This window comes from Microbacterium sp. zg-Y818 (assembly GCF_030246905.1).
Classification (GTDB): domain Bacteria; phylum Actinomycetota; class Actinomycetes; order Actinomycetales; family Microbacteriaceae; genus Microbacterium.
The window spans coordinates 2,077,868-2,101,792 of the sequence record NZ_CP126741.1 but is presented as its reverse complement, the minus strand read 5'-3'; the positions used below and the strand labels follow the sequence as shown (position 1 = coordinate 2,101,792).

At 71.2% G+C, this 23,925-nt stretch carries 20 protein-coding genes and 1 tRNA gene; 5 read left to right on the top strand and 16 right to left on the bottom strand.

The features are described 5' to 3' along the window. Positions 1-149: 149 nt before the first annotated feature. Positions 150-222 (top strand) — tRNA-Ala (locus QNO21_RS09805). Positions 223-274: 52 nt separating this feature from the next. Here the strand turns inward: QNO21_RS09805 and QNO21_RS09800 are convergent. Further along, positions 275-1,585, bottom strand: a complete 1,311-nt coding sequence (locus QNO21_RS09800; RefSeq protein ID WP_257517775.1) for a cellulase-like family protein — start codon at positions 1,583-1,585, stop codon at positions 275-277. Next, on the bottom strand, positions 1,582-4,842 hold the full coding sequence (locus tag QNO21_RS09795) for a DUF5107 domain-containing protein (protein WP_257517774.1): 3,261 nt from the start codon (positions 4,840-4,842) through the stop codon (positions 1,582-1,584). The genes QNO21_RS09800 and QNO21_RS09795 overlap by 4 nt, the downstream gene beginning before the upstream one ends. A gap of 94 nt (positions 4,843-4,936) precedes the next feature. Between QNO21_RS09795 and QNO21_RS09790 the strand changes: the two genes are divergently transcribed. Next, a complete protein-coding gene (locus QNO21_RS09790; protein ID WP_285178389.1) occupies positions 4,937-5,800 on the top strand; it encodes an AraC family transcriptional regulator in 864 nt (287 codons plus the stop codon). Positions 5,801-5,810: 10 nt separating this feature from the next. On the opposite strand, the gene QNO21_RS09785 is transcribed toward QNO21_RS09790, so the two are convergent. The 3 genes from QNO21_RS09785 to QNO21_RS09775 all read right to left on the bottom strand — a co-directional run bounded on the left by QNO21_RS09785 (position 5,811) and on the right by QNO21_RS09775 (position 8,966). Continuing rightward, a complete protein-coding gene (locus QNO21_RS09785) occupies positions 5,811-6,677 on the bottom strand; it encodes a carbohydrate ABC transporter permease (protein ID WP_257517773.1) in 867 nt (288 codons plus the stop codon). Further along, on the bottom strand, positions 6,671-7,585 hold the full coding sequence (locus QNO21_RS09780) for a carbohydrate ABC transporter permease (protein ID WP_257517772.1): 915 nt from the start codon (positions 7,583-7,585) through the stop codon (positions 6,671-6,673). Before QNO21_RS09780 ends, QNO21_RS09785 begins: the two co-directional genes overlap by 7 nt. Positions 7,586-7,649: 64 nt before the next feature. Further along, positions 7,650-8,966 (bottom strand): ABC transporter substrate-binding protein, encoded by a 1,317-nt coding sequence (locus QNO21_RS09775; protein WP_257517771.1) that lies wholly within the window; start codon positions 8,964-8,966, stop codon positions 7,650-7,652. Positions 8,967-9,151: 185 nt separating this feature from the next. On the opposite strand from QNO21_RS09775, the gene QNO21_RS09770 reads away from it, so the two are divergent. Next, positions 9,152-11,272 carry a beta-galactosidase gene (locus QNO21_RS09770; RefSeq protein ID WP_257517770.1) on the top strand — a complete coding sequence of 707 codons (2,121 nt, stop codon included), beginning with the start codon at positions 9,152-9,154 and terminating at the stop codon, positions 11,270-11,272. A 147-nt stretch (positions 11,273-11,419) separates the two neighbouring features. Here QNO21_RS09770 and QNO21_RS09765 read toward each other — a convergent pair whose 3' ends face one another. The 3 genes from QNO21_RS09765 to QNO21_RS09755 form a co-directional block, all read right to left on the bottom strand. Further along, positions 11,420-12,145, bottom strand: a complete 726-nt coding sequence (locus tag QNO21_RS09765) for a VIT1/CCC1 transporter family protein (RefSeq protein WP_257517769.1) — start codon at positions 12,143-12,145, stop codon at positions 11,420-11,422. 51 nt (positions 12,146-12,196) lie between these two features. Beyond that, a complete protein-coding gene (locus QNO21_RS09760) occupies positions 12,197-13,270 on the bottom strand; it encodes a Glu/Leu/Phe/Val dehydrogenase family protein (RefSeq protein ID WP_257517768.1) in 1,074 nt (357 codons plus the stop codon). A gap of 105 nt (positions 13,271-13,375) precedes the next feature. Beyond that, positions 13,376-13,819, bottom strand: coding sequence for a pyridoxamine 5'-phosphate oxidase family protein (locus QNO21_RS09755; RefSeq protein ID WP_257517767.1), 444 nt, complete (start codon positions 13,817-13,819; stop codon positions 13,376-13,378). 23 nt (positions 13,820-13,842) lie between these two features. Here QNO21_RS09755 and QNO21_RS09750 point away from each other — a divergent pair, with 23 nt between their 5' ends. Continuing rightward, positions 13,843-14,319 (top strand): YbaK/EbsC family protein, encoded by a 477-nt coding sequence (locus tag QNO21_RS09750; RefSeq protein WP_257517766.1) that lies wholly within the window; start codon positions 13,843-13,845, stop codon positions 14,317-14,319. 3 nt (positions 14,320-14,322) lie between these two features. Here QNO21_RS09750 and QNO21_RS09745 read toward each other — a convergent pair whose 3' ends face one another. The 5 genes from QNO21_RS09745 to QNO21_RS09725 form a co-directional block, all read right to left on the bottom strand. Continuing rightward, on the bottom strand, positions 14,323-15,369 hold the full coding sequence (locus tag QNO21_RS09745) for a 2,3-butanediol dehydrogenase (RefSeq protein ID WP_257517765.1): 1,047 nt from the start codon (positions 15,367-15,369) through the stop codon (positions 14,323-14,325). A 104-nt stretch (positions 15,370-15,473) separates the two neighbouring features. Beyond that, positions 15,474-17,369, bottom strand: coding sequence for a glycogen debranching N-terminal domain-containing protein (locus QNO21_RS09740; protein WP_257517764.1), 1,896 nt, complete (start codon positions 17,367-17,369; stop codon positions 15,474-15,476). Then, the gene (locus QNO21_RS09735; RefSeq protein WP_257517763.1) at positions 17,366-18,277 is read right to left on the bottom strand and encodes a carbohydrate ABC transporter permease; all 912 of its coding nucleotides are present in this window, start codon (positions 18,275-18,277) and stop codon (positions 17,366-17,368) included. The genes QNO21_RS09740 and QNO21_RS09735 overlap by 4 nt, the downstream gene beginning before the upstream one ends. Then, positions 18,274-19,395 carry a carbohydrate ABC transporter permease gene (locus QNO21_RS09730; protein WP_257517762.1) on the bottom strand — a complete coding sequence of 374 codons (1,122 nt, stop codon included), beginning with the start codon at positions 19,393-19,395 and terminating at the stop codon, positions 18,274-18,276. Before QNO21_RS09730 ends, QNO21_RS09735 begins: the two co-directional genes overlap by 4 nt. A 1-nt stretch (position 19,396) precedes the next feature. Next, positions 19,397-20,662 (bottom strand): sugar ABC transporter substrate-binding protein, encoded by a 1,266-nt coding sequence (locus QNO21_RS09725; RefSeq protein ID WP_257517761.1) that lies wholly within the window; start codon positions 20,660-20,662, stop codon positions 19,397-19,399. A gap of 140 nt (positions 20,663-20,802) precedes the next feature. On the opposite strand from QNO21_RS09725, the gene QNO21_RS09720 reads away from it, so the two are divergent. Further along, a complete protein-coding gene (locus tag QNO21_RS09720) occupies positions 20,803-21,780 on the top strand; it encodes a LacI family DNA-binding transcriptional regulator (protein ID WP_257517760.1) in 978 nt (325 codons plus the stop codon). A 21-nt stretch (positions 21,781-21,801) separates the two neighbouring features. Here the strand turns inward: QNO21_RS09720 and QNO21_RS09715 are convergent, their stop codons facing one another. The 3 genes from QNO21_RS09715 to QNO21_RS09705 are packed head-to-tail and all read right to left on the bottom strand — an operon-like array spanning position 21,802 to position 23,907. Beyond that, a complete protein-coding gene (locus QNO21_RS09715) occupies positions 21,802-22,275 on the bottom strand; it encodes a SixA phosphatase family protein (RefSeq protein WP_257517759.1) in 474 nt (157 codons plus the stop codon). Beyond that, positions 22,272-22,622: a gamma-glutamylcyclotransferase gene (locus tag QNO21_RS09710; RefSeq protein ID WP_257517758.1), complete on the bottom strand. Its 351-nt coding sequence runs from the start codon at positions 22,620-22,622 to the stop codon at positions 22,272-22,274. Before QNO21_RS09710 ends, QNO21_RS09715 begins: the two co-directional genes overlap by 4 nt. Positions 22,623-22,635: 13 nt before the next feature. Then, the gene (locus QNO21_RS09705; protein ID WP_257517757.1) at positions 22,636-23,907 is read right to left on the bottom strand and encodes a DUF445 domain-containing protein; all 1,272 of its coding nucleotides are present in this window, start codon (positions 23,905-23,907) and stop codon (positions 22,636-22,638) included. Positions 23,908-23,925: the final 18 nt, after the last annotated feature.

The window sequence follows — 23,925 nt, the reverse complement described above, 5'->3', positions numbered from 1 at the left end:
CGCAACTCCTCAAGAACCGGCTGATTCGGGGTCCGCAAGCGGCTCTCGGCAGCGGCGGCGTCGATTGTTGAGGAGTTGCGGCCGGGCGGAGGCGGGGCCGCGCGCGGCGGGACAGGGCCGGCGGTCGTGATAGTCTTTCTGAGGTTCACGGGCCTGTGGCGCAGTTGGTAGCGCGCTTCGTTCGCAATGAAGAGGTCAGGGGTTCGAATCCCCTCAGGTCCACGAAAAAAGCCCCCGATTTCGGGGGCTTTTTCGCGTCTTGGATGCCGCGGGGTCAGGCCCGCCGCGCCAGGATCTCGGCGTTGAGGCGCTGCTGCCAGTCGCGCAGCTTCCACATCGGGTGGTGCGGCGCCGCGTTGGAGCACAGGACCACGCCCCAGACGCCGTGGTCGAGCGCCGTGCGCACACCATGCTCGGCCAGCGCGCGCCCGATGTCGCCCTCTTCGAACCCGCCGTGCAGCGGGGTGTATCCGACCCAGCCTTCGCCGACCACGGCGGGGACGCCCCGCCACCTCGCCCACGCCGCCACGGCGATGACGCGTGAGGCGATCTCGCGGTGCATCACCTCGGCGTAGGGCGGGTAATGCTCCTCGAGCCAGTCGTCCCACGCGGAGGCATCCACCCAGTCGTACCCGTAGATCATCTGGTCGGTGACGACCGTCGCCTGCAGCTTCCACGGCGCCGGCCGGCCGTACTCGGCGACGGAGGGCGCGTCGGCGCGCAGCAGCTGCCGGAAGGCGGTGTTGGGGAACCCGGCGGTGCCCTCGGAACGGATGTCGATGCGCTGCTGCAGGGCGTCGAGCACCCCGTACGAGTACACGTGGCACTGTGCCGCGCCGAGCGCCTCGGGCACCCGGTGCATCGCCAGGTGCGGCGGCTTGCCGTAGCTGGCGGTGACGAAGAGGTCCGGGTGGTCGGAGCGCAGGCGTGCGACGGATGCCGCGCCGTCGGCGGCGATGTCGGGGAGGATCGAGAAGTCGACCTCGTTGTGCACTTCGACCAGCGCGATGCGCTCACGGTGACCGAGCTCGGTGAGCCAAGCGATCATGCGCGTCCAGGCGTGGGCGAGCACGTCGTAACGCTCGGCCAGCGGCACGGCGTCGATCGCATCGAACCAGCGGGAGGATGCCGCGAACGCGGGGGACTGCTGATACTCCCAGCTGGCGAGGATGATCACCATGCCGTGATGCGCCGCGGCGTCGAAAAGCTCCCGCAGGCGCGCCTTGAGGTCGATGCGGTAGCCGCCGGGGGTGTCGTACCAGCGGGTGCACTGGCCGTAGAAGCCGCCGGTGGCCGCGGCCCCCAGACCCTCGATTTCGAGGTCTTCGGCGAGGTCGTCCAGGCCCAGCCCGCCGAACAGCAGCAGGGGAGCCGCGCAGATGCGGATGGCGTTGTACCCGAGGGACGCCGCATCGGCCACGGCGCCCTCGAGGTCGGCGTAGGGCTGTCCGGGACCGGCCTGGGTGTACCAGGAGAAGTCCCACAGGGTGATGGTCAGGCGCTGCGGCAGATGGGCGGGGATCTCGGCGGTCAGGGAGCTCTCGTCCACGGGGGTGGCGGCGGAGCCGAGGTAGCGCTCGGTCATGATCCGATCCTTCCTGATGCGGCGGTGCGGCCCTGACGGGCGAGCTGCCGCAGGTGTGCTGCGGTGACGCGGCGGGCGGCGGCGGTGTCGACGTCGAAGACGAGGAGTTCGGGGAGCGACGTGGCGAAGTAGTCGACAGCATCCTTGGCCGCTTCGAGTTCGACCGCCCGGCGCTCCAGGCGTGCCCACACCTCTTCGGCCGCTTCGCGCTCGCCCAGGCGCTGGTGCGCCATGCCGATCCAGTAGTCGGCTTCGTCCGCGGGTCGCGGGGCGACCGCCAGAGGGCTGTGACTGCGGGCATCGGACCACGCCCGGCGCGCGCCCTCCGCGTCGTCGAGAGCCACGAGGGCGTCGCCCAGAAGCACGAGCCGTTCCGCCTGCGGCACGGCGGGGTGGCGACCCTCGCCCAGGGATGCTGGAGGCACGAGCCCGTCCGACAGCAGCGCGGCCGCGGCCTGCGCGTTTCCCGCGGCGAGCATCCGCCGGGCGAGCACGCACGAGGCTCGGTCGAAGGCGGCGATCACGCGTCCCTCGCCGCCTTCGAACGGCCGGAAGACCCGGCCGGTGAGCAGGGTCCACGCCTCGTCGACGCGCTCGGCGTCGAGCAGCAGCGTCGCGTGCACGAGGGCGAGGTCGTCGCGCTCGTGCAGCCGGTCGGGGTGCTCCTCCAGCAGCGCGAGGCGCTCGGCGGGTCCGAGACCGCGCACCTGGGCCAGCAGGTCGCGCTCGAAGACGAGACGCGCGTCGACGGCGAGGCCGAGGGCATGGGCGTACGCGGCATCCGCCTCAGTGGGGGAGCCGCCGGTGTGCATGATCGCCAGCGCCAGGTTGCGCCACGCAACGGTGTCGGCGGTTCCGGCAGCCGTGGCCGCACGCAGGTCGCCGAGGGCATCGCCGGCGCGTCCCGCTTCGAGCAGCCACATGCCGCGCAGCGCCCGCGCGACGGCGTGCTCGGGCTCGGCGGCGACCGCCGCAGAGAGGGCGTCGAACTGGTCGAGGCCTGCGGGGAACGCCAGGGCCGGGTCGCTCGCCGCGGCCGCCGCCCGCTCCTCCGCCGCAGCCGTCTCGTCACCGAGCGCGGCGAACCACACCGCCCGCAGCAGGTGGCGCATCGGCTCGGCGTTGCCGAACGCCGCCGGGGCCGGCGCGGCCGGCTGGGCCGTGGCGGCGAGGGCCTCGTCGTAGGCCCCGGCGCGGGCGAACTCGGCGGCGACGTCGAGCGGGGTGCGGGGGTCCACGGCGATGCGGTCGCCGGTGAGGGCGCGGGTGGCGGCGTCGAGGGGATCGGCGTCGATGAGGCGCTTCAGTGCGGCGTCGGCGTCGCCGGCGCAGCCGAGCCGGCGCAGGGCGAGCACCCGCAGGCGGGCTGCCTCGGGGACGTGGGGGAGTCCGGTCGCCAGCTCCAGGGCGTCGTCCGGTCGTCCCGCGTGCAGCGCGAGGCGGGCTCGCGCGAGCACTGCCGGCGTACGCCAGCCCTTCAGCCAGGATGCGGTCGCGAACGCATCGTCGGCGGCCTGCCGCTCGCCCCGGCGCTCGAGCACCAGACCCAGCAGGTAGTGCGCCTCGCCGTCGCGGGGGTTGAGGTTGCGGCGGGTCAAACGCGCGACGGCGGTGTTGAGCAGCGCGTGCGCGGCGTCGTAGCGGCCTCGCGCGAGGTGCGAGGCCGCCAGCGCGGTGGCGGCGCGGGTGTCGCCGGGGTCCCGACGCAGCGCCTCTTCGAGATACGGCACGGCCGGCCGGGAGGGGTGCCGGTACTGCAGCAGGTGCTGCGCGGTGAGGAACAGCTCGTCGTTGGAGTCCAGGTCTTCGGCGGCATCGGGCGCCTCGGCGACCCAGGGCTCGGGCGCGCTCTCATCGCGGCGTCGCCAGGTGACCAGCTCCCGGCCGTCGGCAGCGCGCACGGTGATGGTGCGGATCGTCGACTCGGGCACGGACACCTCCCGCACCGTCGGTGCGTCGGGGCCGAGGTCGCAGGTCCACCGCGCGGTGCCGGCCGACGCCGTCTGCACCGTGACGACCGCGCCGGGCACGGCACGCGTGGCGATGACACCGACGCGGGCGCCGTCGGGGTGCGCGGCCAGCGAGACGGCGGCATCCGTCGTCGCCTGCCGCGCCGGGCCGATGGCGTGGATGGGGTACCAGAACTGCGAGAACGTCTTCGTCTCACCAGGAGCGAGCCACGAGAAGTCCGGCTGGTTGTCGGTGTAGACCCCGGCCATGAGCTCGACGTAGGGGCCGTCGTCGTCGGTGAGCTGCGCGTCCCAGGCACGGCCGATCGGCCCGTCGCCCCAGGTCCACTGCTTCTTGCCGGGCGAGATGGCCCGGTCGGCCCAGTGCACGAAGCCGGCCTGGGCGGCGTGGTCGTAGCCGCCGAAGAACGAATCCGCGGTGTCCGTGATCATGTACGACGTCGGCACCGGGATGTTGCTGTAGATATCGATGCGGTCGGAGTCGGGTCGCTCGGCGGCCAGGGCGGGATAGTCGACGCCGTAGTACGGCCGGTCCGCACGGGGGAACGCCGTGATCGCGCGTCGGGCGTGGTCGGCGACGTACGCCACGTCGTCGGGGAAGAACGACTGGTACTGCTCGTGCGAGCGCGCGGCGACGTTCGCCCACCACAGGAAGGTCTGCGGCACGTCGGTGCGGTTGTGCAGCCTGGCCTCGAGCTCGATGAGCGACGAATCGGGCCGCAGGCGGATGCCGTGGACGCCCCGCATCCGCTGCAGCGGATCGAGGTCGCTGTGCCAGACGACGACGGCGCCGTCGTCCTCGCGCTCGATGCGGCTGTCGACGGGCAGGTAGGTCGCCGGCCGGTGGTGCTGCGGCCAGTTGAACTCCACGCCGCCCGAGATCCAGGGGCCGGCGAGGGCCACCAGGGCGGGCTTGATGACGTTGTTGCGGTAGAAGAAGTCGTACCCGGCGACCTTGTCGTAGCCGATGTGGACGCGGCCGCCGAGCTCGGGCAGCAGCATGAGCCGCACCGAGGCGTTCTCGAGGTGGATGGCCTGCCACAGTCGCGGGTGCTTCTCGTGCGCGATGTGATCGGTCATCGGCAGCGGGTACACCCGGCCGCTCGAGCCTTGGTACACGCGTCGGTCGAGGAACAGCGGGTAGCGGTCGGGCTCGCCGGCCTCGTAGGTGTCGATCTGCACCGGCTCGCTCCAGCAGGCCACGCCGCCACCGTCGAGGATGAGCTGCTGGTCGGCGGGGGCCGTGGGGAGCTGGATACGGCTCGGGGCGGATTCGTCTCGGGTCACCCTGCCGAATCTAGGGCGCCGGCCAGCGCCCCGCCATGGCGGATTGATCGGTGCGGATGGACGATCCGACGATCGCACGTGCCAGGATGAGGGAATGGAGCGCCGCGACGGATTCGATCACCAGCGCATGAGCGTCGTGCCGTATCCCCTGGTGGATGCCGCACTCAGCCGACCCGCCACCCGGCGCATCGTCGTCACCGACGCGGGGCACTTTCCCCACGCGCACGGCCACGCGCGTCACCGGCCTGCGGGGGCGCCCGAGACCATCGTGATCGTGTGCGTCGCGGGCAAGGGATGGATCGACATCGACGGCGTCCACACCCGGATCGGCAGCTCCACGGCGCTCGTGATCCCGCACGGCGTGCCGCACTCCTACGGAGCGGACGCAGAGGACCCCTGGACGATCTGGTGGTGTCACATGCGGGGAAGCGACGTGCCGGAGCTGCTGGAGGCCGCCGGCGTCAGCGCCGCGAAGGTGACGATGTCGCTGCGGGCCGTCGACCGTGCCACGGCGCTGCTGGACGAGATCGCGACGTCACTCGAGCGCGACACCACTCCCGCCCGGCTGCTCGCGGCATCCGGCATGGCCTGGCGTCTTCTGACGCAGCTGGCCGTCGACCGGGCGCTGCCGGAGGACGGCACCCCGCTCGAGCGCGCCATCCGGTACCTCGAGGAGCGGGTCGACGGCCGAGTGCAGGTGCCGGACCTCGCCGCGATGGTGGGGGTCTCGACGTCGCACCTGGCGGCGCTGTTCCGGGAGGCCACGGGCGGGGGAGTGCTGGCCTACCACCTGGCGCAGAAGATGGCGCGGGCCCGGCAGTTGCTGGACACCACGGGACTGCCGGTGGCCGAGATCGGGCGCGCCGTCGGGATGGATGATCCGTTCTACTTCTCCCGGCAGTTCCGCCGCACCCACGGAATGAGCCCTTCCGCGTACCGGAGCACGCGGAAGGGCTGATCCGGCGTGCTCAGCCCTTGGTGGCGCCGGCGGTGAGGTCGGCGCGCCAGAACCGCTGCAGGGCGACCATCAGTGCGACCAGCAGGATCGCCGACACGGCGGAGCCGGTGACCACCAGCTGGTAGAACATGGGGTCGCGCTGCGTCTGCGAGTTCCACAGGGTTAGGCCGAGGGTCACGGGGAAGGTGCGGGTGTCGTTGAGCATGACCAGCGGCAGCAGGTAGTTGTTCCAGATGGTGACGAACTGGAACAGGAAGATCGTCACCAGCGCCGGCATCATCATGCGCGCGGCGATGGACCCGAAGATGCGCAGGTCGCCGGCGCCATCCAGGCGGGCCGCCTCGATGATCTCGTCGGGAACGCTGGCGTTGGCGTGGATGCGGGCGAGGTACACCCCGAACGGGCTCACCATGCTCGGCAGCAGTACCGCCCAGTACGACCCCGTGAGGCCCACGGTGTTGAGCAGGAAGTACAGCGGCAGGGCGATGACCGTCGCCGGCACCAGCACGCCGCCGAGGATCACCGAGAACAGCGCCTCGCGGCCGCGGAACCGGTACTTGGCGATGGCGTAGCCGCACGCGCTCGCGATGACCATGGCGACGGCTGCGCCCACGCCGGAGTACACGATGCTGTTGAGCACCCAGCGGGTGAAGGCGCCGCCATCCTGCGTGAACAGGCGCGTGAGGTTCTCCCATGCCTGCGGGGTGTCCGAGAACCACAGCCCGAAGGTGGCGAAGAGGTCTCCGGGCGACTTCGTCGCGGCGATGACGACCCACACCAGCGGCAGGACGAAGTAGATCGCGGCGACGAAGAGGACGACGTTGACGGCGACGCTGCTGGGGGCGACGCGCGATGCGGGACGAGCTGGGCTCACCATGCGCGGTTCCCCTTTCGGTTGACGAGGCGGAGGAAGCCGAACGAGAACGCGAAGCCCAGCACGGCGACGATGACGGCCATCGCGGCGGCGAGGTTCGGGTTGCCCTGGGCGAACGCCTGGTTGTACGCGGCCAGGTTGGGGGTGAAGGTGGAGCTGATGGCGGTCGTCAGCGGACGCAGCACGAGCGGCTCGACGAACAGCTGCAGGGTGCCGATGACGGTGAAGACCGTCACGAGGATCAGCGAGGGGCGCACCAGCGGCAGCTTGATGCTCCAGATGATCGACCATGCCGAGGCGCCGTCGACGCGCGCGGCCTCGTACAGCTCCGAGGGGATCGCGTGCAGGGCCGAGATCAGGATGATCATGTTGTAGCCCGCGAAGCCCCACAGGGCGATGTTGGCGATCGCGAAAAGCACGTTGTCGCCGGAGAGCGGGTTGATGCTCACGCCGATGCCGTCGAGCATCTGCAGGATGGGGCTCGTGGCGGGCACGTACAGGAACCCCCAGAGCAGCGTGGCCACGACGCCGGGCACGCCATAGGGGGCGAAGTACAGCACCCGGAAGAACTTGCCGCCCCAGGCGCGGCCCGAGTCCAGCAGCAGGGCCAGGCCGAGCGCCGTGATCACCATGAGGGGAACGAGGATGGCCGAGAACAGCAGCAGGCGGCCGAGGCTCTCGACGAACGTGGCATCGCTCAGGGCGCGGGCGTAGTTGTCGAAGAAGACGAAGACCGTCTCGGGGCGGCCGAGGCCGAGGCCCGAGCTCTTGGTGGCGAACATGCTCTGCACCAGGGCGTAGATGATCGGCGCGATGAAGAACAGCGCGAACATCACGACGAAGGGCAGCAGCAGCGCCCACAGCGCCGGGCGAGGGCGGCGCCGGGTGCGGCGGGGGACGAGGGTGCTCATGGGGTGCTTTCAGCGAGGAATGAGAAGCGGGGGGAGGGACACCGGTCCCTCCCCCCGCCGGGGATCACTTGACGGCGATGCCGCGCTCTTCGAGCGCGTTCACGACGTCGGACTGCGTCTTGCGGTAGGCATCCGCGATCGGGGTTCCCGCATCGACGGCCGCCTTGACGTTGTCGGTCAGCGACGCGAAGAGGGTGGATGCCAGCGGCGGCCACTGCCAAGAGGTGTCGACCGCAGCATCCGACTCGGCGAAGACGTCCCAGATGTCCTGACCGCCGTAGAAGGCGAAGACCTCGGGGTCCTCCTGCAGCGACGCGACGCCGCTGGTGTCGGCGATGGCCGGCCAGCCGGCGCCCACCGAGGTGAGGATGTCGACGCTCGCAGGGTCGGAGTTCATCCACAGGGCGAACTCGGCGGCAGCCTCGGGGTTCTTCGACCCCTTCAGCACGACGCTGGCGGACCCGCCGGCCCAGGTGGCCGAGACGTTCTCGCCGGCCTGCCACTGCGGCACGGGTCCGACCGCCCACGATCCGGCGGTGTCCGGCGCCGTGCCGCGCAGGATCGCGTCGGCCCAGGAACCCGAGATCCACGTGACGACGTTGCCGCTCTGGATGTCGGCGTTCCACTCGCTCGAGAAGTCGGCCTCGATCTTGACGAGGTCCTCATCGATGAGCTTCTGCCAGTAGTCGGCGACGCTGATGGTGGCATCCCCGTCGATGTCGACGACCCACGCGTCGTCCTCGGTGTCGAACCAGTTCGCGCCGCCCTGCTGCGCGAGCCCGATCATCCACGGTGCCTGGTTGAAGGCGAACGCCGCGATGTAGCGGTTGGGGTCGGAGGCACGGATGACCTTGGCCGCCTCGTAGTACTCGTCCCACGTGGTGGGGTAGGCAAGGCCCAGCGAGTCGAAGATGTCCTTGCGGTAGAACTGGCCGAGCGGACCCGAAGCCTGCGGCACGGCGTAGACGCGGTCGTCGAAGACGCCGGTCTCCCACTGCCACGGCACGAAGTCGTCGGCCGAGTCGCCGACGTAGTCGGTGATGTCCTCGAGGGCGTCGTTGACGAGGAAGTCGGGGATGGAGTCGTAGCCGACCTGGGCGACGTCGGCGGGGTTGCCGGCCTGCACCGCCGAGAGCATCTTGGCGTAGCCGCCGTCGGGCCCGGCGGTGATCGTCTCGAGCGTGACGTGGATGTCGTCGTGCTCTTCGTTGAAAGCGTCCACGACCTGGTCGATGTTGGGCACCCAGGACTGGAACGTGATCTCGACGGGGCCGTCGGCCGTGCCTTCGGCGTCGCCGGCGCAGCCCGAGAGCGCGAGCGCCCCTGCCGCGCCGATGGCCACGGCGGAAAGAAGCCGCCTGCGGCGTTGTGGCTGATTCATGGACATAATGCTCCCTCGCATGTGCTCGTGGATCCTCTCGGATATGGCGCGATCCGAGATTTCCCCCGACTCTACGGGCGGCGACATGTCGGATGCCGCGCTGTGCCTGGACGATTCAGTGGTCGACTCTCGGTGCCCTGGGTGATGCTTCCGTAGACTGGACAGGCCCCCACGAAAGGTCCGCTGTGCCCCCCACGAACTCCCTCCACGTCCACGCGCCCGAGGCGTCCCACACCACGGACCTGGGGGCTGGGGCGGTCACCGTCACGAACCGATCGGTGCTCGTCGACGGCGCACCGGTCTTCCCGCTGACCGGTGAGGTGCACTTCTCGCGTCTGCCGCGGGCGCAGTGGGACGACACGCTGCGCCGCGTGCGCGCCGCCGGCATCACGCACGTCGCGTCGTACGTGCTGTGGAACCACCACGAGCCCGTGCGCGGAGAGGTCTCGTTCGACGGCGGCCTCGACGTGGGCGCGTTCCTGCGCGCCGCGCGCGCACAAGGGCTCGAGATCGTGCTGCGCATCGGTCCCTACGCCCACGCCGAGACGCGCCACGGCGGCCTGCCGGACTGGATCGCCGAGTCGGGCATGGCCGTGCGCACCGACGATCCCGCCTACCTCGCCGAGGTGGAGCGCTGGTACACCCTGCTCGAGGAGCAGGTGCGCGGCATCCCGCTGTTCGCCATCCAGGTCGACAACGAGCTCTACGACCAGCCGCAGCACCTGAGCACGCTGCGCGCTCTGGCCGAGCGCGTGGGCTTCTCGGCGCCGCTCTGGGTGGCCACAGGCTGGGGCGCGGCCGACCTCCCCGACGACGTGCTGCCGGTGTTCGGCGGGTACTCCGATTCGTTCTGGATCGAGGCCTCCGACGTGCGGGACCTCCGCAGCGAAAGCAACTTCTACCCGTCGGCGCGTCGTGACGACGACGGCATCGGAGCCGATCACCGCACCGGCGAGCCCGGTGAGGCCCGCGAGTACGACCTGCCCTTCGCGACCTGCGAGATCGGGGCCGGCATGGTGGCCGCCTACCACCGCCGCCCACTCGTGACCGCCGACGACGTCGATGCGCTGACCCTCGCCAAGCTCGCGTCGGGGAGCGTGTGGCAGGGCTATTACATGTTCTCCGACGGCCGCAACCCGCGCGTCGGCCTGCAGGAGGCCCACGCCACCGGCGAACCCAACGACTTCACCGACATCTCGTACGACTTCGGTGCGCCCTTGACGGTCGATGGGATGCCGCGCGCGAGCTGGTATCGCCTGCGACGTCAGCACCACCTGCTGCAGCAGTGGGGCGCGCTCCTGGCCGACATGCCGGCATCGTTCCCCGACGATGCCCCCGTCGCACCCGACGCCGAGGGGCTGCGCTGGTCGGTGCGCTCGGACGGCTCCGCGGGGTTCGTCTTCGTCGTGAACCACCAGCCGGGCGTCACCCTGCCTGCCCACGCCGGCGTCGCGTTCGGCGTGACGACGGATGCCGGCGAGGTCGAGTTCCCCGCCGTGGACATCCCCTCCGGTGCGGCGTTCGTCTGGCCGTTCGGACTGCGCGTCGGCGCCGCCACGGTGCGCTGGGCGACGGCGCAGCCGCTGACACAGGTCACCTGGCGCGGGGCTCCGCTGCTGGTGCTCACGGCGACCGACGGCATCCCCGCCCGCTTCGACGCCGACGCCGAGGTGCGCCCGGCGGAGCTGGACGGTCCGGGGGAGCTCTCGGAGCTGGTCATCGATGGGGAGGTCGTCGCCCGCGTGCTCGTGCTGAGCGAGACCGACGGCCTGCGACTGGGCGTGCGCGGCGATGACCTCGTGCTCGCGGACGGCCCGGTTGCGCCGGACCGTGTCGAGCTGTTCGCCGCCGGCGAGGTGCAGCGGCTGACCGACGACGGCTGGGTCGCCGTGGGTTCGGCGTCGCCGCGACGCGCCGACGTCGCGGTCACGACCGTGCGCGCCGCCGGCACGCCGCCCGAGCGGCACGCCGCCCCCAACGGGCGCGCGTCGATCCCCACCGACTGGAGCGGCGCCGCCCAGATCGCCCTCGATCTCCCCGACGACGCGGAGGGGACCCTCGTGATCGACTGGGAGGGCGATGTCGCGCGGGCGTGGGTCGGCGACCGGCTGCTGTCGGATGCGATCTACCGCGGCGAGCCGTGGCGTATCCCCTCGCACGATCGGCGGGGGGCGCAGCGCGTCGCGATCGAGATCCTGCCGCCGCACCCCGACGCGCAGGTGCTCATCGGCGGGGGACGCGTGCCCACGGGCGCCCGGGTGACCTCGGCGCGGCTCGAGGCGCCGGCCACGGTGGCTCTGGACTGACGCGGGGCGGGACCGTCGGCGTGCACAACGTCGGCAACGCGTAGGCGTCGGGCGGCGTCAGGCCCCCGGGGCCGGTGACTTCCGCCGGGATCGGCGTCGTTGTGCACGCCGATCCCGCGGGCCGGCGGCCACGTGGCCCGCGGAAGGCTAGACCACGCCGGTGGTATCCAGCAGCAGGCCCACCGCCCACGTCGCGCCGAGGGCCAGCGCGCCGCCCACCACCGTTCGGGTCATGGCACGCAGCGCCGGCGCGCCACTCATGCGGGCGGCGACGGCGCCGGTGACCGCGAGCGCGATCAGTACCGTGACGAAGGTCGCCGGCACGCGCCAGTCGGCCGGCGGCAGCAGGATCGCCGCCATGGGCAGGATCGCTCCCAGCACGAACGCGATGCCCGAGGTGAAGGCCGCCGCCCACGGGCTCACGACCCCCTCGCGGCTGATCGCGTACTCGGCCTCGAGGTGCGAGCCGAGGGCATCCTGCTCGGTCAGCTCCTGAGCGACCTGCCGCGCCGTCGCCTCTGACAGCCCTCTGTCGCGGTACACCCCAGTGAGCTGGTCGAGCTCATCACCGGGGGTGTCGCGCAGCTCGTTCTTCTCCTTCTCGATCAGTGCGCGCTCGGTGTCGCGCTGGCTGCTGACCGACACGTACTCGCCGACGGCCATCGATATGGCGCCGCCGATGAGGGCGGCAGCTCCCGCCGTGATGACGTGCGACGACTGCGCGTTGGCGCCGGCGACGCCGACCACGACGGCCGCGACCGACACGATGCCGTCGTTTGCTCCGAGTACCCCCGCCCGCAGGCGGTTCAGCCGTGAGGCGAGGGCGCCGCCGCCTGTCCTCGAGGTGCCGCCGGTCGTGCCCGATGCGCTCATGGGGCACACGATGTCACGACCGGCGGAGGCGAGGAAGACCCACGCGCGTTGTTAGGTCAGGGCGGTCTCTCGCGACCCTGCCGCCAGGCGCTCCGCGGCGAGCTCTTCCGCCGCGGCCAGCGGGGTGACGCCGGCTTCGGCGGCTTCGTCGAAGATGCGCCGCAGCGTGTCGCCGATGCCCGCGACCCGCTCGAAGATCTGCGGGCGGGTGCCCAGCTGCTTCGCCGCGGAGTCGAGGTAGATGACGCCGCCGGCGTTGACGACGAAGTCGGGGGCGTAGAGGATGCCACGGGCGGCCAGCCGATCCGCCCCGGCATGGGACGCCAGGGGGTTGTTGGCGGGGCCGCAGACGGCGGTGGCATCGAGGGCGTCGATGACGTCGTCGGTGAGCAGGCCGCCGATGCCGGCCGGAACGAAGACGTCGGCGGGCGTCAGGTGCTCAGTGCCGGGCTCGACCCACGCGGCGCCCAGGTCGGCGGCGAGGTGCCGCTTGGCGGGGTTGACGTCCGTGACCGTGAGGGCGGCGCCTTCGGCGGACAGGCGCACCGCGAGTCGGCTCCCGACCTGGCCGAGGCCGGAGATCGTGATGCGGCGGCCGGCGACATCCGGGGAGCCGGTGACGCGTTCGAGGGTGGCGCGCAGCGACTCGTAGACACCGAGGCTCGTGGGGCCGGCGGGCTCCCCGGAGCCGCCGACGGCGTTGGGGAGGCCCACCACGTGGGCGGTGCGCTCGGACACCACCAGCATGTCGTCGGTGGTTGAGCCGACGTCCTCCGCGGTGCGGTACAGACCGCCGAGGGATTCCACGGCGTCGCCGAGGTCGAGGAAGGCGGCCCGGCGGCGTGCAGTGTCGAGCACGGTGCCGGGCTCGAGCCCGATCACGGCTTTGCCACCGCCGGCATCGAGACCTGCCGCGGCGTTCTTCAGGGTCATCGCGGCCGAGAGGCGCAGGGCATCGCCGAGCGCGTCGCTCCAGTGCGGATACGTCCACAGGCGGGCGCCGCCGAGGGCGGACCCGAGAACCGAGGAGTGCAGGGCGACGACGAGGAACAGGCCACTCCGTCGCCCCGTGATCACCTCCACGCGCTCGTGGGTGACATCAGGCAAGGGCAGGGCGGTGGTCATCGCGATCCTCTTTCGGCGGGCCTTGTGGGCTGCACTCCCGAAGCCGCGGCGTTGCGGCATCATTCCCCATTGTGCATGACCGGTGCCGCCGGATCGAGGCCCGGCTCAGCCGCCCCAGGCCACCAGGCGCGTCGGCGTGAACACGATGCGCGTCGAGAACGTGTGGCCGAACTGCTCCAGCGGCATGCCGTAGGCGGCGATCGCGCTGTGGTACTTCGCGTCGTACGGCTCGCGGAACTCTTCGAGCCAGGGGGCCGCGCCGTCCGGCTCGAGGCGCGCGTCGCCGTGCAGCACTACGATGTCGTCACCGAACGCCCCGCCCGAGTCGAGGTGCACGACGGCCTGCGACCCCCGCTCCAGATGCTTCACCTTGAGGGTGTCCGGCTCGCTGAGGATCGTGATGGCGCCGTCGTGCCAGAAGAACCACACCGGTGTCGGGTGCGGGCGTCCTTCGGCGGTGGTGGTCACCAGCCAGGCGATGAGATCGGTGCTCAGGCGCGTACGGGCCATGGCGTGGGCGGGTTTGTCGACGTCGAACAGGTCGGCCATGGCCTGACTCTAGGCTGAGGAGCGTGACAGCGCACCTCCCTCCTCGCAGCAAGCTCGTTCACGCGGCGCTTCGGGCATCCGGCATTCCGGGCGAGATCGTCGTGCTGCCTGATGCCGCCGCCACCGCTGCGCAGGCCGCCGCCGCCCTCGGGGTCGAGGTCGGCGCCATCGCGAACAGCCTCGTCTTCTGGTCGGACGGCGAGCCGCTGCTGGTGATGACCAGCGGTGCGCACCGTGTCGACACCGCCGCGCTCGCCGCCCGGCTGGGCCGCCGGCGTATCGAGCGGGCCACCGCACAGCAGGTGAGGGATGCCACGGGTCAGGCGATAGGGGGAGTGGCTCCCACCGGCCACCCCGCGCCCCTCCCGACGATCGTGGACGAAATGCTCGCGGAGTTCCCCGAGATCTGGGCGGCCGCGGGCACGCCGCACACCGTGTTCCCGCTGACTTTCGACGAGCTGGTCGCCCTCACCGGCGGCCGCGTCGCAGCGGTGGACTGAGCCTCAGGCGCGCACGAGGATCTTCGCGCCGGCTCCCGAGCGCAGCCGGTGGAAGGCGTCGACCACGCCGTCGATGTCCACTTCTTCGACCCATCCCGTCGTGTCGTACGCCCCGGCGGCCATCGCCGCGATGACGGCGTCGAAGTCCTCGGGAAGGTAGGCGAGGCTGCCGGCGATGCCGGTCTCGGCCATGACGAGCTGCGTGGGGTTGAACTCCATGGCCCGCTCGTGCAGGGCGACCACGATGACCCGGCCACCGGGGGTCAGGCTGGCGAGCCCCGAGGTGATGGCGGGACCCGCCCCGGCAGCGTCGAATGCGACGTCCACGCCGTCGCCGTCGGTGAGTTCGGCGACGGCCGCGGCGAGGTCACCGTCCACCGGGTCGACGGTGCGCGCACCGAGCGCCTCGATGATCGCCCGGCGCTGCGCGCTCGGCTCCGAGACGAGCACGCGGTCCACGCCCTGGGCGCGGAGGGCGAACCACACGCCGATGCCGATGGGTCCCGCTCCCGCGACCAACGCCGAGCCGCCTGCGGGCACGTCGCCGAGCGAGACGGCGTGCCACGCCACCGACATCGGCTCCACGAGGGCGCCCAGTCGCAGGTCGACGTTCTCGGGGAGAACATGCAGCATCGACGCCGGCACAGTGGTGAACTCGGCCATGCCGCCGCCGTCGGAGGTCAGCCCGTGGAACCCAATCTTCTGGCACACGTTGTACATGCCCTTGCGGCACGCAGGGCATTCACCGCAGTAGTAGATGGGCCAGACCGCCGCGCGGTCCCCGACCGAGATGCCCTCGACGCCCTCACCCACTTCGACGACCGTGCCGGCGAACTCGTGCCCCAGCACCTGCGGGGGCATCGCCCCGGTGATCGGGTGCGGATGCTCCATGTCGATGCCGGCGGCCTCCGGCGTGTAGTAGACGTGCAGGTCCGACCCGCAGATGCCCGAGTAACCGTTGCGCAGCTTCACCTGACCCGGACCGGGGCTGGGCTCGTCGATCTCCTCCACGCGGAGGTCCTCTTTGCCGTGGAAACGTGCAGCGCGCATCGGTGCGTCCTTCCGTCGTCGATCCGGTGAGCCTATCCGTGACGCCGTCGGCCGTCGACGGGGCATCGCCGCGCACGACCGTCGGGCGCCGTCGCCCGGCCCCGTCAGCGCCGCGTCGCGATCTGCAGGCACACGATCGCCGCGGCCGCCGACCAGGCCTGCGGTCGGCACGCCGCCGGATACGGTGCCGGCGCCGGGGCGGTCGTCGCGGCATCCCCGGCGTGAAGCTCCGGCATGCGGAACTCGAACGCCTCCGCCGCCGCGAGCAGCCCTTCGACGACGACGCGGGCGTCTTCCTCACGTCCCGCACGCGCCATGCCGCGGGCGATGATCGCGGAGTCGTGGGCCCAGACGCTCCCGCCGTGGTAGCTGAGCGGCCAGTATCCCGCCGCGGCCGTCGACATGGTGCGCACACCGAACCCGGACGACATCGTGGGCCCGACCAGCAACGCGGAGACCTCGGCCTCTTCTGCGGGGGAGAGGATGCCGGTGCCCAGCAGATGACCGATGTTGCTGGTCAGCGTGTCGACGCCTCGGCCGTCGCGGTCCAGCGCGATCGCGGGGTACCGGCCCTCTGGCGTCTGCACCCAGAACCGATCGCGAAAACGGTCCCGCAGAGACTCCGCCCACGCGCGCAGGCGCTCGCCGCCGGGCTCGCCCAGACTGTCCAGCAGCGCGGCAGCCCCGGCCGCGGCCTCGTAGGCGTAGCCCTGCACCTCGCACAGGGCGATGGGTCCTGCCGCCAGGGTGCCGTCGCGCCACTGGATCGAGTCGCCGGAGTCCTTCCATCCTTGGTTCGACAGCCCATGATCGGTCTCATCGAGGTATTCCACGAAACCGTCGGCGGCGGCGTGGTCGATCCACTCGAGCGCTGCCCGCAGGTTCGGAAGCAGCTGGCGCACGTCGTCCTCGGGCATGCCGGCGCTCGCGGCATCCACGAGCAGGCACACCCACAGCGGTGTGGCGTCGACGGTGCCGTAGTACAGCGGAGGCAGCACGATGCCTTCGCCCGGCATGGCGAATTCCACCGCCCGCAGCTCGTGCGCGATCTTGCCCGGCTGTTCGGCGCTCTCCGGATCGTCTTTCGTGCCCTGCAGTCGGGCGAGCACACGCAGGGTGGATGCCGCCATCGTGGTGTCCACCGGCAGCAGCATGCGCGCGGTCCACAGGGAGTCACGTCCGAAGAGCGTGAAGAACCACGGGGCGCCGGCGGCGAAGAATTCGTCATGAGGCGCAATGGGCAGCGCCAGGCGCAGGGCGTCGAGATCGGACAGCGCGTAGTGCACCCACATGCGCAGCCGGGGGTCGATCTGCTCCGGGAGTTCCACTGACCACGGCACGGGGCGCCCGGCGGGCAGCACGACCAGCGCCGGATCGACCAGCTGCGCCCGCCACGTCACCTCGGTCGAAGAGCGGGGCTCGCAGCGCACCTGCCAGACGAGCGTCACCTCGTTGCCCGGCTCGTCCACGGTTGTGGTGGCCGTCGGTGCCACCAGATCGATGCACGTCTGCCCGCGGCGCACCTGCACGGTGGATCCCGCGCCGGTGGCGGACCAGTCCGTGCGAGGCGCCGCCCCGGATTTCACCTCCTGCAGCGGCGAGAAGTCGGGGGTGAGGCGAACGCGCAGCAGCACGACGAGCGGCCGGTTCAGGTGTGAATGCAGTCGCAGCGTCTCGGTCACGACACCGCTGCGCACCTCGCGGAGGCGTTCCAGACGCACCTTCGGGTCGGGCGTGGCGTCGTCGACGCCGCGCAGCAGGCTCCCGAAGATCACCGTGGCGGCATCGCGGGACATCACGGAAATGGGCTCGGGTGGCTGCCACTTTCCCTCGGGCGCGCGGTATTCGAGGCGCACGTGCCTCAGGAAGCGGGTGTCGCCGTGGTAGATCCCCTCGATGGCGGTGCCCCCGGCGTCACCGTCGCGCCCCGACCAGACCTGGGTCGGGGCACGCAGCGCCACGACGCGGTCCGAGAGGAACGGCTGCCAGCCCGCACTCATTCCTTGACCGCGCCCTCGGTCGTGTTCATGATCCGCTTCTGGAAGATGAAGAACATCACCGCGACGGGGATCGTCATGATCGCCGCGGCGGCGAGCTTCAAGGGGTACTGGTTGCCCTGGCTGAGCTGGCCCGATGCCAGCGAGGCGACGCCCTTGGTGAGGGTGGTCAGCTCCGGGGACTGCGTCGACACGATGAAGTGGCTCAGCTCGTTCCACGACCCCTGGAACGAGAGGATCACGATCGTCACGACGGCGGGGCGGGCCATCGGCAGCACGATCGACCAGAAGATGCGGAAGGTCCCCGCCCCGTCGATGCGCGCCTGCTCCTCCACCGACGGCGGGATGGACTCGAAGAAGTTCTTCATGATGAACACCCCCGCGGCATCCACCAGCAGGGGTATGACCATGCCGGCGTAGGAGTCGTAGATGCCGAGCTGGTTCAGGACCAGGAACTTGGGGATCAGCAGCACCACCGAGGGGACGGCCATGACGCCGACCACCATGGCGAACACGAAACCGCGTCCGCGGAACCGCAGGCGTGCCAGGGCGTAGCCGGCGAGGGAGACGAAGAACACACGGCCGAGGGTCACGAGCACCGTGACGACCGCCGAATTGGCGAACCACAGGGGGAAGTCGCTGCGGGTGAAGAGGCGCTCGTAGGCGGCGAAGCTGACGGTCGCAGGGATCAGCGAGACGGCGTCGGTGGTGGCCTCGTTGTCGGTCTTGAACGAGGTCGCCACCTGCACGAGGAACGGGAAGATGTAGATGATCGCCAGCAGGATGAGCAGCACGTACAGCAGCACCTGCATCGTGAGGCGCCCCGGTGGCAGTCGGCGGGGGCGCCGCGCCGGACGGTCGGGCGGCTGATCGAAGAGGGCCTCCTGGGTGAGGGCCGTGGTGGTGGTCATGGCGCTTCCTTCCCGCGAGCGGCAGCAGCGGCGGCGACGGCCTGCTCATACGGCCGGCGGCGCCGCATCGAGACCGCCCGTTCGCGCAGCGCCCAGCGCTGGAACACGGTGAACACGATGATGATGAGGAACAGGATGAACGAGATCGCCGCGCCGATTCCCCACTGCTGATCGGTGAAGGCCGACGTGTACGACAGGTAGGCGGGGGTGATCGTGGTCTTGCCGGGCGCGCCCTGGGTGCCGGTGTAGATCTGGTCGAACACCTGCCAGCATCCGATCAGCCCCAGAGTCAGCACCGTGAACAGCGTCGGGCGCAGCTGGGGGAGCGTGATCAACCAGAAGCGCTGCCAGGCGTTGGCGCCGTCCATCATCGCCGCTTCGCTCAGCTCTGCGCCGATGTTCTGCAGCGCCGCGAGGAAGAGCAGCATGAACGTGCCGCTGGTGGTGAACACTGCCATCAGGATGAAGGCGGTCATCGCCACCGACGGCCCGGCGAGCCAGTCCCACCAGGTGACGCCCAGGAACTGCCCCGACGTCAGCGCAGCGGGACCCGGTTCGCCGCCGGCGCCCAGGGCGATGTGGACGATGCCGCGCGGGTCGTTGAACCAGTTCGGCCCGGCGATGCCGATCCACGACAGCACCTCGTTGATGACGCCGGTCGTGGAGAAGAGGAACAGCCACAGCACGGTGATGGCCACGGAGCTGGTGACCGAAGGGAAATAGAACGCGGTGCGGAAGAACCCCCGGCCGCGCAGCACCGCGCGGTTGACCAGCACCGCGAGGAACAGCGACAGCGCCGTCTGCAGCGGCACGACCAGCAGCACGTACCAGGCGTTGTTGCGCAGTGCGATGCCGAAGTTGCGCTCGGCGAGGCCCCCGCCGGTGGTGATGGCGGCGTAGTTGTCGAGACCGATGAACGACACGGTCGAAGAAAGAGGGCTGCCGCGTCCGCTCCAATCCGAGAAGCTGACCCACAGCGCCATGAGGACGGGGATGAAGAGGAACAGCCCGAGGATCACGACGATCGGCAGGGTGAACAGCCACCCCGCGGCGCCCTCACCGCGACGGATGCCGCCGGACGAGCGGCTGCGGTGGGACGCCGGCGCGGCGGTGGCCACGTCAGCCGCCGACCACGGCCTCGAGGTTGGACTGCACCGTCTGCAGAATCTGCTGCGGATCGCCCGTCGCCAGCGACTCGAGCTGCGCGTTGAAGTCGGTGAGCACTTCACCGACGCCCACGTTGGTCGGCATGCCGATCGCGTACGCGGAGCCCGCGAGGAAGGGTGCGAGCTCGGGGTTCGCCTGCTCCCAGTCGGCTGCCGCCGACTCGATCGAAGGCATGGGACCGAAGGCGTCGGAGAACGCCAGCTGCTGCTGGGTGTCCGTCAGGTACTCGACGAGGTCGAGCACCCCCTCCTGGTTGGGGCTGTCCGCGGCCATGCCCCAGCAGTTGGTGAACTGCAGCGTGCCCTCACCGGCAGGACCGGCGGGAAGCTCGGCCACGGTGTACTGCACGTCGGGGTAGTCGGCGCTCAGCCCGCCGGTGATCCAGTTGCCTTCGATCACCATCGCCGCCAGCTCCTTGCCGAACGCCTCGCCGCCCCAGCCCGCGCCGACGTCGGCGGCGAAGGCGAACGTGCCGTCGGCAAGGTGCTCCTTGACGTAGGTGAGGGCCTCGACGTTCTCGGGGGAGTCGGCGACCGCCTCGGTGCCGTCCTCGTTGACCAGCCGCCCGCCGGCTTCTGCCATGAAGGCGCCCACCCGCTGGTACTCCGCGCCGAAGGCGAGGCCCACGCGGCCGTCGGTGGTCAGGGTCTGAGCGACCGTCGCGAGTTCATCCCACGTCGTCGGGATGTCCGCCTCGGTGAGTCCGGCCTGCTCCCACAGGGTCGTGTTGATGATGAGCGCCAGCGTCGAGAAGTCCTTCGGCGCGCAGACGAATTCGCCGTCCACGGTGAAGTTGGCCACCAGGGAGGGGTAGAAGTCGTCCTTGTTGTCGAGCAGATCGCCGTAGGCGCGCACCGAGCCGTTCTCGACGAATCCGGCGAGCTGGTCGGTGGAGAGGTAGAACAGGTCGGGAGGAGAGCCGGCGGCGAAGCCCTGCGCCAGCTCCTGGCTGAGGTTGGTCGCGGCGACGACCTCGGCGTCGACCCCCTCGTCCGCGGCCCACGCCGCGACGGCGTCTTCGACGGCAGCCGTCTCGGCCTCGCCGCTGGAGCCGATCATCACGCGGATCGGGTCGTCGGAGTCGGTCAGCCCGTCGTCCGAGTCCGATGCGCCGCCGGAGTCGCCGGCGAATCCCTGCCCGCACCCGGCCAGCACGAGCGCGGCGGTGGCGGCGAGAGCTCCGGCGCCCAGCAGGCGAACCGCAGTGTGTCGCTTCATGGGAATCTCCTTCGATGCCTCGGCGGAGCGGACCGGACGCCCGAATTTGATCGTTCAAAATCCCGCCGGTGGTGACAAGCTAAGTCGGACGGGAGAGTGTGTCAACGGGATGCGCGGGCGACGGTCAGCGGGAGGCGACGATGCGGCAGCCGACGGTCGAGGACGTCGCGCGCCTCGCGGGGGTGTCCCGCCAGACGGTGTCGAATGTGCTGAACAGTCCCGCGGTGGTGCGCGCGGGTACCCGTGAGCGCGTTGAGAACGCCATCGTGCAGCTCGGCTACGCCCCGTCGATGGCGGCGCGTAGATTGCGTACGCGGCGCAGCGACACCATCGGCGTGCACCTCGACCCCTACAGCGGGGGCATCTCGGGGGTCGTGCTCGACCGGTTCGTGCACGCACTCACCGACCGCGCCACACCCCGGGGTCTCGGCATCTTGGTCTACGCCGCCACCGACGCCCAGGAGGAGCTCGAGAGGCTGCGGGCTCTGCGCGACGGCGGCGAGATCGACCGCGTCGTGCTGACCGGCACGGTCGAATGCGACCCTCGCACCGCCTGGCTGCGCGAGGTGGGACTGCCGTTCGTGTCCTTCGGGCGGCCGTGGGGCGCCGAGTGGACTGTTGCCGACCACGCCTGGGTCGACGTCGACGGCGCAGCCGGCACACGCGCGGCCACAGCGTTCGCGCGCGGTCACGGGCGCCGGGTGGCCTTTCTCGGCTGGCCGCGCGGCAGCGGCACCGGGGATGACCGCGAGCGCGGATGGCGCGAGGCGATGGGGGAGGATGCCGCCGAAGACCTCCGCCGCACGAGTCTGGACACGGTCCAGGCCGCTCGCACCGAGATCGAGCTGCTGCTCGCGACGACGACGGTGGATGCCGTCGTGTGCGCGAGTGACACCCTCGCCGTCGGTGCGCACCTCGCGGCCTCGCACGCAGGCAGGGCCGACGTGACCGTCGTGGGTTTCGACAACACCCCCGTCGCGGCCGCACTGGGGCTGTCCAGCGTGGAGCAGCGCCCCGAGCAGGTGGCCGAGGCGGTGCTCGACCTGCTCGTCAGCGGTGCGGAGCCCGGTGGCCGCCTCATCGAACCCGAGCTCGTGGTGCGCACCGGCGTCGTCTGACCCGACCGGCCGCCGCCAGGATCAGCGCGGCGAGTCGAACGTCCACTCGTCGGGGTCGAGGGCCGCCGCGACCTCCCAGTCGTCCTGATCGCGCCAGGTGAAGGTGGCCACCCCGCAGGTGGGCATGTGGCCGATCGCGTCGTCCGACAGCCGGGCGGCGAGCACGCTCATGCCCGGGTCGTGGGCGACGACCAGCACCGACGGGGCGCCCTGGTGCACGGCTGCCTCGAGCAGCTCTTCGGCCGGCGCTCCGTAGAGCCCCGGACGCAGCACGGGCTCGAGCCCGAAGCGCTCGCCGAAGACCGCGGCGGTCGTTCGGGCCCGGAGGGCCGTGGACGTCACGATCGCGTCGGGCACGAAGCCGCTGTCGGCCAGGCGCGCGGCCATGATCGGCGCGTCGCGCAGCCCGCGCTGATTCAGCGGACGGTCGTGGTCTGCGATCCCGGGTGAGCCCCACTCGCTCTTGGCGTGCCGCGCCAGCGCGAGGCGGATCATGTCGTCGCCACCACGTACACCCACGCGCCGCGTCCGCTTTCGAGCGTCACGGGCCGGCGGTGAAACGGCGGGCTCAGCAGCTCGTCGGCGGCATCCAGTTCCGCCTCGCTGAGGCGCAGCACCGTGCCGATGATCTTGTCGCGCGGGTCGCCGGTGCGGCGCAGCTCGCGTTGCGGGACAGGGCCGATGCGGTCGGTGATGCGGGGGTCGGGCCGCTCCGTGAGCGAGGTCGTGTATCCGGGCAGCACGTCGGGTTCGGTGTGCACGACCCGCCCGAAGGTGTCGAGCTGCAGCCCGCCGCCCTCCAGCGAGCCGTAGCTGAACAGCAGCTCGACGGTGTCGCCCATGCGCCCAGGGTAGTCAGCCCACCAGGGCGTGCGCGATGGTGAAGATGGTGAGTCCCGCCAGCGCGCCGACGACGGTGCCGTTGAGGCGGATGTACTGCAGGTCCCGGCCGACCATGAGCTCGATCTTCTCGGTGGTCTCGGCGGGGTCCCACCGTTCGACGGTCTCGGTGATGATCGAGGCGATGTCGTGCCGGTACCGGTCGACCAGGAAGACCGCGGCATCCGTCGCCCAGCCGTCGACCCGCTGCTGCAGCGCGGTGTCCGTCGACAGGCGCGTGCCGGAGTCGATGAGTGCCTGGGTCATGCGCGCGCGCAGGCCACTATTGGGATCGGAGAGCGAGCGGAGCAGGCCGGACTTGGTGGTGTCCCAGGCCTCGGCGGCGAGCTCCCGCACCCGGGGGGAGTCGAAGACGCCCGACTTGGCGTCTTCGAAGCGGCCAATGGTGGCCGGGTCGTTCTGCAGGCTGTCGGCGAGCCGCGTGAGGTACTGGTCGATCGCGCGGCGCGCGGCGTGGTCGGGGTGGCCCCGCACATCGCGGACGAACGACAGCGCCTCTTTGTAGAGCGTGTCGTCGATGAGGCGCAGCACCATCGAGGGCACCCACGAGGGCAGGCGGCTCGAGACCAGGCCGTCGAAGGACTCGCGGTTGCCTTCGAGCCAGACGCCGACGGAGTCCGCCGCCATGTCGACCGCGCCGTGATGTGCGCCGGAGTCGACCAGGCGCGCCAGCCATCCGCCAACGGAGGGGCCCCAGTCCGGCTCGACGAGGTGCTCGCGCGCGACGTCTGCGATGAGGTCCTGCACGTCGCTGTCGCTGAGGGCGCGCAGCACGCCGGCGGCCATCGCCGAGCCTTCGTCCGTGACGCGCGCAGCATGCTCGGGGCTCGCCAGCCACTCGCCGAGGCGGCGCGACACGCTGATCGACTCCAGCTTGGTGCGCACGACCTCGGTGGAGAGGAAGTTGGTCTCGACGAACTCCCCGAGGGTGCGCCCGATCTCGTCTTTGCGGCTGGGGATGATCGCGGTGTGCGGGATGGGGATGCCGAGCGGATGCCGGAACAGAGCCGTGACCGCGAACCAGTCCGCCAGCGCGCCCACCATGCCGCCTTCGGCGGCGGCCCGCACGTAGGCGAGCCACGGCACGTCATTCTGCAGCGGGAACGACACGGCGAAGACGACTGCCATGAACACCAGCGCTCCGAGTGCGACGGCCTTCATCCGTCCGAGGGCGCGCCGGCGCACCTGGTCGGCCGGGCTCAGCGCGGCGAGGGGGGTGCGGGACATTCCGTCATCCTCGCACGC